Raw genomic sequence first — 13,023 nt, 5'->3', positions numbered from 1 at the left:
GGCCGATCATCCTAGCAGTGGCCGCCCAAAGCGCAATAGGCGCCCGGAGCGCGGCCAGGCAGGTTCAATCGCGGCGCTGGCCGGCGCAGCCGCGGGTGTGATCCGGGCACGGGCCGGGGTCGATCTGCACCGTCACATGCCGTATGCCGAAGCGCTCGCCGAGCACGCGGTTGATCGCCGCGATCGCGGTGGCGCCGCTGCCCTCGTCGTGCAGTTGCGCATGCACGGTGGCCATGCGCGAACCCGAAGCGAGCTGCCACACGTGCAGATGGTGCACATTGCTGATGGAGACATCCGATTCGCGCAAGGCGATTTCGATCTCGCCCGTATCCAGCCCTTCCGGCACGCCTTCCAGCAGGATGTGCGCGGAGCGGCGCAGCAGGCGCCAGGCGCTGTTGAGGATCAGCAGCGACACCAGCAGCGACAGCACCGGGTCGGCCCACAGCCAGTCCATCCAGCGCACCGCCAGGGCAGCAAGCACCGCGGCCACCGAACCGAGCAAGTCGCCCAGCACGTGCAGCGCCGCGCCGGCCACGTTCACGTCGTCATGGTCATGGCCATGCAGGGTGCGCAGCACCACCAGGTTCACCACCAGGCCCACCAGCGCCACGATGAACATCACGCCGGAAAGAATCGGCGTCGGCGTGAACAGGCGCTCGATCGCCTCGTAAGCGATAAAGGCCACCAGCGCGAACTGCGTCAGCGCATTGAGGAAACCCGCCAGCACTTCCACGCGGCCGTAGCCGTAGCTGCGCCGCGCATCCGCGGGGCGGCGCGCCATCCACGCGCCGAGCACCGCCAGCAGCAGCGCGAGCGCATCCACCAGCATATGGCCGGCGTCGGCCAGCAGGGCCAGCGAGCCTGACCACAGTCCGCCGACCGCCTCGGCGATCATCATCAAGGCGGTGAGCACGAAGGCGAAGGCGAGCTTGCGCTCGCGGCCGTTCAAGCCGGCGCCTGCGTGCGCATGATCGTGGCCGTGCGCGCCGTGCTCGTGCGCGTGATCGGCATGATCGTGGGAATGGCCGTGCGTATGACTCATGCGCGAATGCTAGGAAGCGCGCTCGCCGTTACACAATCACGAGGCCGCATCAGTGCGCGCAATCCACGCTGTGCACGTGCCCCTGCTCGCGGTCCGCGCGCAGGTTGATGAAATGCGCGGCCGCCACCAGCAGGCCGCCGCAGGTGACCAGCACGCTGTGCACGCCGATCGAATAACCCTCCGCCACGGTGACGCCGAGCACCAGCAAGGCGAGTCCCGGCAATGCCAGGCGCAAGGGCAGCACGCGATGGTGGCGGCGATAGCCGCTGAGCAGGCTGACCAGCGCCAGCACGCAGGCGAACAGCACGAAGGCGCGCTCGAAACGGTGATCGGCGAGGAAGCCCAGGCCGAGCAGCGGCAGCAGCGCCAGCACGAACGGTAGCGCGGCGCAGTGGATCGCGCACAGGAACGACGCCGTCGCACCGATGCGATCGGCGATGCGCCACCAGTGGGTTTTGCTCTCCTGGTCCATCGGTCGACTCGTAAAAAAATGCGCCAAACGTGACTTCTTGCCTGGGCGACGGGAAGTGATGTTACTTTATAACACTCATGGAATCCACTCCCCAGGAACAACCCAGCATGCGCAAGACCATGATCGCCATCGCCCTCGCCGCCAGCCTGGCCGCCATCGCCCCGCCGCTGCAGGCGGCCGACGAAACCACGGATATCGCGGCGGACAAGGACAACCACAAGCCCAAGGCCAAGGATCTCGACGCGATCACCGTCAACGCCGTGCCCCTGGGCCAGCAGGCCGATCAGATCGTGGCCCCCGTGGCCGTGCTGGCCGGCTCGGCGCTGGACGAAGTGAAGGCCGGCACGCTGGGCGAGACAGTCTCCGCCATCCCCGGCGTGCAGACCACCGGCCTGGGCAAGGCGGTGGGCCGGCCGGTGATCCGCGGCATGGACGGCCCGCGCGTGGCGGTGCTGGAAAACGGCCTGGGCTCGCAGGACGTGTCCAATATCAGCCAGGACCACGCCACCTCGGTCGAGCCCTTCCTGGCCGACCAGATCGAAGTGCTGAAAGGCCCGTCCACCCTGCTCTACGGCTCCGGCGCCATCGGCGGCGTGGTCAACGTGGTCGACGGCCGCATTCCGATGGCCGCGCCGCAGAACGGCTTCAGCGGCCGCGCCGAAGGCCGCTACGACACCGGCACCCAAGGCAAGACCGGCGTGTTCCGCGCCGACGCCGGCAACCAGCAGTTCGCCCTGCACGTGGACGGCATGCGCCGCGACGACGGCAACTACGACATTCCCGGCGGCACCCAGGCCAACAGCCAGGTGAAGACCACCTCCGGCGCGGCCGGCGCCTCGCTGCTGGGCGACTGGGGCTACTTCGGCCTCTCCGTATCGCGCTACCTGGACAAGTACGGCAGCCCCGCCGAGCCGGGCAACGCGGAAGAAGGCGAGCCGCCCGTGCACATCAAGCTGGAACAGACCCGCTACGACATGAAGGGCGGCTTCAACCAGCCGCTGCCCGGCATCGCCAAGGCGGAAGTCAGCTTCGGCCACAACGACTACCAGCACGTGGAATACGAAGGCGAGGCCGCCGGTACCACGTTCAAGACCAAGGCCAACGAAGGCCGCCTGCTGTTCACCCACGACCCGCTGGCCGGCTGGGAAGGCGCCTTCGGCCTGCAGTACATCCATCGCGACTTCTCCGCCGTCGGCGAGGAGACCTTCGTGCCGCCCACCTCGACCAAAGCCTGGGGTTTGTTCCTCACCGAGCAGCGCCAGTTCGGTCCGCTGAAGCTGGAACTGGGCGCGCGCACCGACCGCCACACCGTCACGCCGGACGACCAGCCGCGCCGCAAGTTCTCTCCGTCCAGCTTCTCCGCCGGCGCGTCGTGGCGGTTCACCGAACGCTGGCACCTCAGCCTCAACCTCGATCGCGCCCAGCGCGCGCCGGCCGAGGAGGAACTGTTCGCGCACGGCCCGCATGCCGCCTCCAACAGCTACGAAATCGGCGACGCCAACCTGAAGAAGGAAACCGCCAACCAGGCCGAGCTCGCGCTGCACTATCACGGCGATTTCGTCGAAGGCAAAGTCGCCGTCTACAGCAACCGCTACCACGACTTCATTTACCTGGCCGACACCGGCGAAGTCGAAGACGGCATGCCGGTGCGCACCTGGTCGCAGCGCGACGCGAAGTTCCGCGGCGCCGAAGCCGAAGCCACCTTCCATCTGGCCCGCAACGCCAGCGGCGCCTGGGATTTCCGCGCCTACGGCGACACCGTGCGCGCGGAGCTGGAACACGGCGGCGGCAATCTGCCGCGCATCCCCGCCGGGCTTCTCGGCGGCCAGCTGAGCTGGAGCCGCGACGACCTGCGCGCCAGCGTCGGCGCCGTGCGCTACTTCGCGCAGAACCGCACCGCCGCCTTCGAAACGCGCACCGCCGGCTACACCCTGGTGAATGCGCATGCCGCGTGGACCTTCCACAACGGCGAGCGCAGCCAGTGGGAAGCCTTCCTCGACGGCAGCAATCTCACCAACCGCAAGGGCCGCCTGGCCACGTCGCTGTTCAAGGACCAGGTCCTGCTGCCGGGACGCAGCGTGTCGATGGGTCTGCGCGCGTTCTTCTGAGCACCACCGCGTTCTCGGCCGCGCCAGCCCCTCTCCCCCCTCGATGGCGCGGCCGAAACCAAGGGGCGCGATGTGCAATACATCGCGCCCCGCCTTTTATCCGAGACAGAAAACGGGCCTCAGCCCTTGCGGCAGTTCTTGCAGATGCCGTGCACTTCCAGCGTCTGCGCCTGCGGACGGAAGCCGAACGCCTTGGCCTGCGCCTCGATCAGTTCGGCCACGCGCTCGTCGCACACTTCCTGCGCGCTGGAACACACGTCGCAGATCAGGAACGGCACCTGGTGCGCCTCCGCCGGATGGTGGCAGGACACGAACGCGTTGATCGATTCCAGCTTGTGGATGAAGCCGTGCTCGAGCAGGAAATCGAGCGCGCGGTACACCGTGGGCGGCGCCGCATTGCCATGGCGCTCGCGCAGGTGGTCGAGCAGGTCGTAGGCCTTCACCGGCTTGCCGGCGGCAGCCACCAGTTCCAGCACTTCCTTGCGCAGCGGGGTCAGGCGCAACCCGCGTTCCTCGCTCGCGTTTTCCACCGCGCGCACGAAGCCCTTGGCATCGTCGTGATGGTGGTGATCGTGCGGCTTGTCGGTAGCGGAATGGCTCATGGGTTCACCTCGGGGCGCGATGATACACCGGCCCGGGTAAGAGCCCGGCAAGAGCCCGTTCAGGGCCGCCGGCGCGGCAGCGGCGGCGGCAACAGCCGCCTGGGCCGCAGCAGGATCGCCACCCAGCCCAGCGGCCCCAGCACCGCCGCCCACACCACGCCTTCCCAGGTGCGCCCGCGCCACCAGCCCAGCAGCGCGCCGACCGCCACGAACACCAGCGACCACCAGAACAGCGCCGCCCACGGCACCATCGCCATGATGTTCCAGAAGATGTGCCAGCTCGCGTCCGGCGCATCCATGTCCACGCCCTGGGTGGCGCTGGCGAGCAGCTCGTCCACGGCGGCGCGCGCGCCTTAGCCGCGCGCCCGCGCGATGGCGTCGTCGATGCGCTTGAGCGCTTCCTCGCGGCCGGCCAGGAACACCGTGTGATCGATCGACGGCGACACCTGGGTGCCGGTCATCGCCACGCGCAGCGGCTGGGCGATCTTGCCCATGCCCAGCTCCAGTTTCGCGGCGATCTGCTCCACCGCCTGGTGGATCGCTTCCGGCGTCCATTCGCAGGCGGCGAACAGCGCCCTGGCCTGCTCCAGCACCGCGATGGCGCTGTCGTTGCGCAGGTGCTTGGCCACCGCCTTGTCGTCCCATTCGACGATCGGGCCGTACCAGATCTTCGCGCGCTCGGCCATTTCCTTCAGCGTCTGCACGCGGTCGCGCAGCGCCACGATCACGTCGGCCGGCGCCGGGCCCTTGCTGTAGTCGATGCCGGCCAGCTGCAGCTGGTGCTCGAATTCCGGCGCGATCGCCTGCGGCTCGTCGGTCTTCAGGTAATGCTGGTTGAGCCAGGAAAGCTTGGTGACGTCGAAGCGCGAAGCGGCCTTGTTGACGTCGCCGATATCGAACAGCGCGATCATCTCCTGCGCGGAGAAGATCTCCTGGTCGCCATGCGACCAGCCCAGGCGCACCAGGTAGTTGAGCAGCGCGTGCGGCAGGAAGCCGTCGTCGCGGTACTGCATGACGCTCACCGCGCCGTGGCGCTTGCTCAGCTTCTGGCCGTCGGGGCCGAGGATCATCGGCAGGTGCGCGAACTCCGGCACCGGCTTGTCCAGCGCCTTGTAGATGTTGATCTGGCGCGGCGTGTTGTTGACGTGGTCGTCGCCGCGGATCACCTCGGTGATGCCCATGTCGATGTCGTCCACCACCACGGCGAAGTTGTAGGTCGGCCAGCCGTCGGAGCGGAAGATCACCAGGTCGTCCAGCTCGGCATTGGCCCACTCCACGCGGCCCTTCACCTTGTCGTCGAACACCACCGAGCCTTCCAGCGGGTTCTTGAAGCGGATCACCCGGTTGGGATCGTCGCGCAGCGGCTCGTTGCGGTCGCGGTAATAGCCGTTGTAGCGCGGCTTCTCGCCGCGGGCCATGGCGGCCTCGCGCATCGCCTCGATCTCTTCCTTGCTCTCGTAGGCGTAGTACGCCTTGCCGGCCTTGAGCAGCTCGTCGGCCACCTGCTTGTAGCGCTCCAGGCGATGGGTCTGGTAGACCGGGCCTTCGTCGTGGACCAGGCCCAGCCAGCGCATGCCGTCCAGGATGGCCTGCACCGCCTCCTGCGTGGAGCGCTCGCGGTCGGTATCCTCGATGCGCAGCACGAACTGGCCGCCGCGGCGGCGCGCTTCCAGCCAGCAATACAGCGCGGTGCGGGCGCCGCCGATATGCAGGAAGCCGGTAGGACTGGGGGCGAAGCGGGTGCGGACGGTCATTGGATCTTCTTGGGGTATGGAGCGAAACGATGGATTTTAGCCGATTCGGCCGGTGGCACCGCGCCCTGCTGGCGGCCCTTCTGGCCAGCGGCGCCGCCGCGGCGCTGGCTGACGACGCCCCGGCTTCGACCGCCCCGGCTGGGGCTTCGCCACCAACCCGCTGCACGCCGGCCAGTTCGCCTACGAACAAGGCCTGCCCGACTGGAGCCGCCAGCGCGACGCCGGCGCCCGCAGCGACCTGTCCATGTACGACAGCCTGCTGCGCCTGGGCCTGGGCGGCGGTACCGAACTGCAGCTCGGCGGCACGCCGTACAACCGCCTGCGCCAGACCGGGCAAGCGTCCGTGCACGGCCGCGGCGACACCACGCTGGGCCTGAAATGGGTCCCCGTCACCGGCGACGTATGGTCGTGGGGCCTGCTCGGCACTGCGGAATTCACCGACGGCGCGCGCGCCTTCCGCAACGACCATCCCGCCTACACCTTGGGCTTCGACGCCACCCAGCAGACCGGCGGCAAAGTGGCCTTCGGCTATTACGCGCAATGGCAGCGCAGCGGCGGCAAGGACAGCGTCCAGTTCGCGCCCAGCATCGGCTACCAGTTCAATCCGCAGTTCGGCGCGTATCTCGAAGCCATGGCCCAGCACGACGGCAGCCAGGGCTTCGGCAGCGAAGCCGGCACCGACCTGGCCTGGCAGCCGCTGGCCAATCTGCAGTTCGACAGCTGGGTGCGCCACCGCCTCGGTGGGCATGCGCCGAGCTGGGAGGCCGGGCTCGGCGTGGCGATGTTTTTCGGGCGCTGACCCCGAACCTGTGGCGTAGGTTGGGGTGAGCCGAAGGCGAACCCCAACGTTGCAGCACACGCATCGCACGAATGTTGGGGTTCGCCTTCGGCTCACCCCAACCTACGCCGGAGGTGTCAGCCGTTGCCTTACTTCACATGCACGGTGATCTTCTTCGAGACCACCGCCGGATCGAACGGAATGTGGTTCTCGTCCGCCAGCTCCAGCTGCAGCGTGTGCGTGCCGGGCTTGAGCTTCACCGTGGTCTCGGTCTGGCCGTTGCCGAAGTGCAGGTGGTTCTCGTCCTTCGGAATCACCTGGCCGGCGGCCGGCAGGTCCTTCACGTCGACCAGCAGGTGGTGATGGCCGGTGCCGTCCTTCTTCACCCCGGCCGGGGCCACGCCCATGCCCTTGAGGCCGAACGTGACGGTGAATTCCTGGCCCACGGTGGCGCCGTCCTTCGGGCTGATGATGTAGACCTCGGCGCCGGCGGGGGACTTGGTCACCGGCAGGCCGCGAGCGTCGGCGGCGATCGCGGCGGCGGCCGTCGAGGCCAGGGCCAGAGCGAACAGGATGCGCTTCATCGTGGGATCTCCTTGGCATGAAGGGGGACGGCCAGTGTAAGCGCATCGTCATGCGGAAAGCGCCCTAAGAACTCTTAACTGGGAGCAGTCGTAACGCGGGCGTCATGAACGCGCCACGCCCCCGCAACGCCCCAGGACGAATCTATGCCGGGCCAGCACAGGTATCGCCATGCGCATCGGCATTGTCACTGAGACGTATCCGCCGGAAATCAACGGGGTCGCACTTACCGTGCACAGCCTCGCCGCCGGCCTCGCCGCTCGCGGCCACACCGTCGAGCTGACCCGGCCGCGCCAGGCCGAACCGTTCCACGACGAGCCGGGCATCTTCCCTGTCGAAATGCGCGGCGCCGCACTGCCGCGCTATCCGGGCCTGCGCTTCGGCCTGCCGGCCGGCCGCAACCTGCGCGAACGCTGGACGCGGCTGCGCCCCGACGCCATCTACGTCGCCACCGAAGGCCCGCTGGGCTGGTCGGCGGTGCGCGCGGCCAAGGCGCTGGGCATTCCCGCGGCCACCGGCTTCCACACCCGTTTCGATACCTACGCCAACCACTACGGCGTGGGCTTCCTTACCCCGGTCGTGCGCGGCTACCTGCGCCGCTTCCACTGCCGCGCCGCCGCCACCCTGGTGCCGACCGACGCGCTGGCGCGCGAACTGGCGGACCTGGGCGTCGACACGGTGCGCCTGCTGCGCCGCGCCGTGGACACCCAGCTGTTCCATCCCAGCCACCGCGATCTCGAACTGCGCGCCTCCTGGGGCGTCGACGGCAATACGCCGGTGGTGCTCTACGTCGGACGCATCGCCGCGGAAAAGAACCTGGACCTGGCCGTGCGCACCTTCCGCGCGATCCAGCGCGACGTACCCAAGGCCCGCTACGTGTGGGTGGGCGACGGCCCCTCGCGCGCGGCGCTGCAGGCGGCCAATCCCGACTTCATCTTCGCCGGCGTGCAGCGCGGCGAGGCGCTGTCGCGCCACTACGCCAGCGCCGACGTATTCCCCTTCCCCAGCCTCAGCGAAACCTTCGGCAACGTGATCCTCGAAGCGCTCGCCGCCGGCCTGCCGGTGGTGGCCTACGAGGAAGGCGCCGCGCGCGAGCATCTGTCCTCCGGCATCAACGGCTTCCGCATCGAGGCCGGCAACGAGCGCGCCTTTATCGACGCTGCCTGCACGCTCACCGCCAACGCCAGCCTGATCCGCCACATGGGCCGCGCGGCGCAGGCCAGCATCGCCAACCTCTCGCCGGACGCGGTGATCCGCGAATTCGAATCCCTGTTGCGTGAACTGGCCAAGGAGCATCGCGATGAACACTCTGCCGCCGCTGCACACGCCTGAGCTTTCCGCCGGACCACGTTTTGCCATCGACCGGCGCATCTGCGTCGCCGCCAACCACTGGGGCGCGCGCCGCGCCGTCGGCGTGTTCTTCGGCCTCGTCAGCCGCCTGGGCGACGGGGTGTTCTGGTATTCGCTGATGCTGGCCCTGGCCCTGTTCGACGGCCGCCGCGGCCTGGCCGCCGCCGCGCAGATGGCCATCACCGGCCTGACCGCCCTGCTGCTGTACCGCCTGCTCAAGCGCTGGACCCGCCGCCCGCGCCCGTTCCGCGCCTGCCCCGGCGTGATCGCCCACGTGCCGCCGCTGGACGAATTCAGCTTTCCGTCCGGCCATACCTTGCAGGCGGTGAGCTTCACCATCGTGGCGCTGGCCTGGTATCCCCTGCTGGCCCCGCTGCTGCTCACCTTCACGGCGCTGGTCGGCGCCTCGCGGGTGATCCTGGGCCTGCATTATCCGAGCGACGTGATCGCCGCTACCGCGATCGGCGGTGCGCTGGGTTCGCTGTCGCTGTGGGTGCTGCCGCTGATGCATTGGATGCACTGAGCGGTCAGCGGTTCCATGCGCAGCTGGTGATGGCGGTGCTGTCGTCCAGTAGCGAGTAGCCCAGGCGGAAGCGCATGCCGGCCGGTAATGCTGGAATTAATGTCTGCGCGATTTCTGCTTCGATCGTTTCTTCATTCAAATTGAAGATCTTGAGCGCGTTGAAATCGAAGACCCGGCTGACCGCCGCTGCCGTCGCCTTGTAGAAACTCTCCTTCGCGGAGAACGCGACGGTCAGCGCCATCGGTTCGCCGAACCGCCGCGCAAGTGCGGCCAGCACCTTGCGCTCCGCCGCATCGACCACCGATTGCACGATGGCATCGAACGCGCCTGGCGCCACCACGTGCTCGATATCGATCCCGACGCCGCGCACCGCGTTTTCGCGCATGGCCACGGCCGCCGCGATTCCCACCGCATGCGTGATGCTTCCGATAAAACCCTGCGGCCATGCAGGCGCACGCGACGGCCCGATCGCCAGGTCGCCCGCCTCAGCGCCAGCTTCCGAGAGCGCCGCCATCGCAGCACGCCGTCCGGCAAGATATTCCGCCTTGCGCTTTGCCACGCTTCGCGCGATGGATGGCGGGCAAGCGATGCCGTAATGGGCGAAATGCGTGTCGTCGCTTTCGTCCACATCAAACGGCAACGCGAATGCGTCGGGCAGATTCCCTGGATGTCGCTCCAACGACAGGCGCCGCAACTCCTGCATGCCCTCTCCTTTGCACATCGCCTCTACGCAAGCCCCTCTCCCTCCGGCGACCCGAAGGTAGTCCCTGTGGGAGAGAGGGGTTGGGGTGAGGGTTCGGGCGGAGCGCAGAAGTGATGTGCATGGCTCCGCCCGTACCCTCATCCGGCTGCCGCCACCTTCTCTCCCACGGGGACTACCTTCGGATCGCCGGAGGGAGAAGGGTTCAAACTTGGAAAGTAACGACGACTTCAGGCCTCCACTTGCGGCCGCAACACAATCTCATTCTGCCGCCGCCGCACCGCCACCCAGATCCGCCAGAAATACAGCACCCCGATACCCGCCTCGAACGACGACCCCACCACCCATGCCGTCGGCAGATACTCCGCATCCCCCACATGCCCCAAGGTAATCAGATAAACCGTGGGAATGCTCAACACCCACATCATCACGAAGCGTACCGCGAACAGGAACCGCGTCAGTCCGAACGCTTCCAGCACCGCCTGCCCCGTCATCGAGAACGCGAACGCCAGCGAATACGTCCATAGCACTTTCGAGGTGGCCACCGCCGCGTGGCGGATCTCGTCGGGCTTGTCCGCCAGCCCGAACGGATCGAGCAGCACATTCGGCGTGACGATCTGCAGATACGCCGTGAACGCCACGTACGCCAGCTCCAGCGCCAGCGTCACCAGCATGATGCGCGGCACCTGCTCGAACTCCCCCTGCCCCAGCGCATTGCCGCACAGCACGCTGCAACCGATGCCTAAGCCCAGCAGCGGAATCACGCCGATATAGCTCACCGTGAGGTTGACGTTGTTGGCCGCCAGCGCGATCGCGCCCAGCCCGGCGATGATCCAGATAAACGCCGCATTGCCGAAGTTGCCGATGCCCGCCGTCACGCCCAGCGCCACGCCCTTCCTGATCCGCGGCATCAGATCGCCGCGATGCAGCCCGCGCGCAGCCACCAGCCGCCGCACGTCGCTCCACACGTCCTTCGGCATGTACGCCACATAGATCAGCGTGATCGCCAGGGTGCCGGCCAGGGTGCCCAGCGCCGAACCGCGCATGCCCAGCTCCGGCAGGCCGAAGCGGCCGAACACCAGGCCGATGGTCGCCACGATGCCCACCGCCTGGCCGATCAGTCCCGCCACCAGGGTGATGCGCGTCTTGCCGATGCCGTTGAAGTACGACGACAGCGCCATGTTGAAGGTCATCGCCGCGCCGAAATACGCCGACCAGTAGAGAAACTGCGCTTCCAGCCGCGTGAGGTTAGCCGGCCGGTCGCTCAGCGCCGGGATCCACGCCATCAGCGGCGCCATCAGCCACAGCAGCAGCGCGAACACCACGCCCACCACCACGCCGATCGCCGCCTGCCACGCCGCATCCGCGTGCCCCGAGCGGCCATAGGCCTGCGCCACGCAGGAACGCGAGAAGCCCACCACGGCGACGAAGAAGCCGACGATCGCCATCGCCGTGTACACCGCGGGGCCGGACGCCGCCAGCGTATCGGCCGAGTACCGCGCCAGGCAGATGCGGTCGACCAGCATCATGATCAGGTTGCCGATCATCGAGCCCATCAGGGGCAGCGACACCTTCAGGATGCGCCGCGCGATGGCGGCACTGGACGCGGGCGCGATGGCGTTCAAGCCGCGCCTCCCGCCGGCGGCACGCGCAGCTTCAGCCGCACCGGTACGGAACTCGGCGCCATGAAGAAATTCAGCAGCTCCTTCGCGGGCGGCGCCTTGGGGTCGGGCTCCAGCTCGAAGTTGCGCATGATCATCGACACCACCACCTTGATCTCGGTCAGCGCCAGGAACCGCCCCGGGCACAGCCGCGCACCGCCGCCGAACGGAAACAGCTTGCGGCTGGGGTCTTCCTCGCCGGGCTCGCGCAGTTCCGCCACCCAGCGCTCGGGCCGGAAGCGATCCGGCTCGGGGAACTGCGCCGCGTCGTGCCCCTCGCCCGCCGTCGCCACGATGATCGCGGTGTTCTTCGGAATGAACGTGTCGGCCACCACGCAATCGGCGTTCGCGGTCAGCCCCAGATACGGCGCCACCGCCTTCAGCCGCTGCGTCTCGCTGTGCGCCGCCTCCAGATAATGGAAGGCCTTCATCTGCTCCCACTCGCGCGGCAGCGGCGCCGCGCCCAGCACCTGGTCCGCTTCCGCCGCCAGCGCGGCCGCGGCGGCCGGATTCTGCGCCAGCAGGCACAGCATCCAGCCGATCGAGTTGGCGGTGGTGTCCTCGCCGCCGATCACGCTGAGGATGGCATTGGCCACCAGTTCCTCGTCGGTGAATTCGGATGCCGGATCCTCGCTGGCGGCGATCATCGCCTCCAGCATGTTGGCCGGCTTGCGCTGCAGTTCGCGCTGCTGCTCCATGCGCTGGCGCGTGTTGCGGATGAACTCCTGCACCCGCGTCTCGATCTCGGCGAAGGAGCGCTCCGCCGCGCGGTCCACCGGCAATCTGAAGTAGCGCCAGTACGGAAACGCCGCGGTGGTGCGCTGGCCCAGGCGCTGGAACATGCTGTCGATATCGCGCTGCAGCGGATCGCCGTCCTGGTTCACCGCGTCGATATCGTGGCCCATGGCGATGCCGACGATGGTATCCAGCGCCATCGCCTTGAGATCGCGGCGCAGGTCGATGGCGCGGCCTTCGAGCACCGCCTTCTTCCAGCGTTCGAGCATGCGCTCGGTCAAGGTCACCATCTTCGGGAAGAAGTTGCGGATCACCTCGGCATTGAGCCCGCTCATCACCAGCTTGCGCTGCTTGCGCCAGGCCGCGCCCTCGGCGGTGAACACGCCGCCGATGTTGAGCTCGTTCATGATCGTCTTCAGCCCGCCGTTGCGGCGGAAGCCGTCGGGACGCTCGCGCATCACGCCGTGCGCGGTGGCCGCGTCGGAGACGATCACGATGGTGTGGCCGAACACCTGCAGGCGGAACATCGGTCCGTACTCGCGCACCCAGGCGCTGAACTTCTGGTGCATCTGGCGGCCGCTCAGCTGCAGCGCATTGCCGACCACCGGCTGGCCCTTCGGCGCGGGCAGATCCTCGATGCGGCGCGTGTAGCTGAGCTCGGCCGGGGCTTCTTCAGGCAAGGCCAGTGCTTCGGAGATGGTTTCGTTCATGGCATT

General features: G+C 68.0%; 13 protein-coding genes. 4 read left to right on the top strand and 9 right to left on the bottom strand.

Translation table 11 applies throughout. The features are described from left to right. Positions 1–64 precede the first annotated feature (64 nt). Both ISN75_RS07315 and ISN75_RS07310 read right to left on the bottom strand, forming a co-directional pair. On the bottom strand, positions 65–1,042 hold the full coding sequence (locus ISN75_RS07315; protein WP_168648583.1) for a cation diffusion facilitator family transporter: 978 nt from the start codon (positions 1,040–1,042) through the stop codon (positions 65–67). A gap of 49 nt (positions 1,043–1,091) precedes the next feature. Further along, complete coding sequence (locus ISN75_RS07310; protein ID WP_168648582.1) at positions 1,092–1,514, bottom strand: MerC domain-containing protein; 423 nt, start codon at positions 1,512–1,514, stop codon at positions 1,092–1,094. Between the two features lie 107 nt (positions 1,515–1,621). Between ISN75_RS07310 and ISN75_RS07305 the strand changes: the two genes are divergently transcribed. Next, complete coding sequence (locus ISN75_RS07305; RefSeq protein ID WP_343818927.1) at positions 1,622–3,622, top strand: TonB-dependent receptor domain-containing protein; 2,001 nt, start codon at positions 1,622–1,624, stop codon at positions 3,620–3,622. 119 nt (positions 3,623–3,741) lie between these two features. Here the strand turns inward: ISN75_RS07305 and ISN75_RS07300 are convergent, their stop codons facing one another. From ISN75_RS07300 to gltX, 3 genes are read right to left on the bottom strand one after another with little or no spacing between them, the layout of a single operon-like run. Beyond that, a complete protein-coding gene (locus ISN75_RS07300) occupies positions 3,742–4,224 on the bottom strand; it encodes a transcriptional repressor (RefSeq protein ID WP_167255744.1) in 483 nt (160 codons plus the stop codon). A gap of 59 nt (positions 4,225–4,283) precedes the next feature. Continuing rightward, positions 4,284–4,562 (bottom strand): hypothetical protein, encoded by a 279-nt coding sequence (locus ISN75_RS07295; RefSeq protein WP_168648580.1) that lies wholly within the window; start codon positions 4,560–4,562, stop codon positions 4,284–4,286. A 15-nt stretch (positions 4,563–4,577) separates the two neighbouring features. Further along, positions 4,578–5,978: a glutamate--tRNA ligase gene (gene gltX / locus ISN75_RS07290; protein WP_168648579.1), complete on the bottom strand. Its 1,401-nt coding sequence runs from the start codon at positions 5,976–5,978 to the stop codon at positions 4,578–4,580. Between the two features lie 244 nt (positions 5,979–6,222). Between gltX and ISN75_RS07285 the strand changes: the two genes are divergently transcribed. Further along, positions 6,223–6,777, top strand: coding sequence for a transporter (locus ISN75_RS07285; RefSeq protein WP_343818924.1), 555 nt, complete (start codon positions 6,223–6,225; stop codon positions 6,775–6,777). A 128-nt stretch (positions 6,778–6,905) separates the two neighbouring features. On the opposite strand, the gene ISN75_RS07280 is transcribed toward ISN75_RS07285, so the two are convergent. Beyond that, positions 6,906–7,340: a DUF4399 domain-containing protein gene (locus ISN75_RS07280; protein WP_343818922.1), complete on the bottom strand. Its 435-nt coding sequence runs from the start codon at positions 7,338–7,340 to the stop codon at positions 6,906–6,908. 169 nt (positions 7,341–7,509) lie between these two features. On the opposite strand from ISN75_RS07280, the gene ISN75_RS07275 reads away from it, so the two are divergent. Together ISN75_RS07275 and ISN75_RS07270 are read left to right on the top strand one after the other, a co-directional pair. Further along, a complete protein-coding gene (locus ISN75_RS07275) occupies positions 7,510–8,670 on the top strand; it encodes a glycosyltransferase family 4 protein (protein WP_167255754.1) in 1,161 nt (386 codons plus the stop codon). Then, the gene (locus ISN75_RS07270; RefSeq protein WP_167255756.1) at positions 8,639–9,211 is read left to right on the top strand and encodes a phosphatase PAP2 family protein; all 573 of its coding nucleotides are present in this window, start codon (positions 8,639–8,641) and stop codon (positions 9,209–9,211) included. Before ISN75_RS07275 ends, ISN75_RS07270 begins: the two co-directional genes overlap by 32 nt. Before the next feature lie 4 nt (positions 9,212–9,215). Here ISN75_RS07270 and ISN75_RS07265 read toward each other — a convergent pair whose 3' ends face one another. The 3 genes from ISN75_RS07265 to ISN75_RS07255 all read right to left on the bottom strand — a co-directional run bounded on the left by ISN75_RS07265 (position 9,216) and on the right by ISN75_RS07255 (position 13,017). Beyond that, complete coding sequence (locus ISN75_RS07265) at positions 9,216–9,914, bottom strand: 4'-phosphopantetheinyl transferase family protein (protein ID WP_343818919.1); 699 nt, start codon at positions 9,912–9,914, stop codon at positions 9,216–9,218. 227 nt (positions 9,915–10,141) lie between these two features. Next, entirely contained in the window at positions 10,142–11,536 is a 1,395-nt protein-coding gene (locus ISN75_RS07260; protein WP_208399755.1) for an MATE family efflux transporter, read from the bottom strand. After that, a complete protein-coding gene (locus tag ISN75_RS07255; protein ID WP_343818916.1) occupies positions 11,533–13,017 on the bottom strand; it encodes a cytochrome P450 in 1,485 nt (494 codons plus the stop codon). Before ISN75_RS07255 ends, ISN75_RS07260 begins: the two co-directional genes overlap by 4 nt. Positions 13,018–13,023 lie beyond the last annotated feature (6 nt).

This window comes from Dyella marensis, from assembly GCF_049532885.1.
Classification (GTDB): Bacteria; Pseudomonadota; Gammaproteobacteria; order Xanthomonadales; family Rhodanobacteraceae; genus Dyella_D; species Dyella_D marensis.
This window is presented reverse-complemented; position numbering and strand designations above follow the sequence as displayed.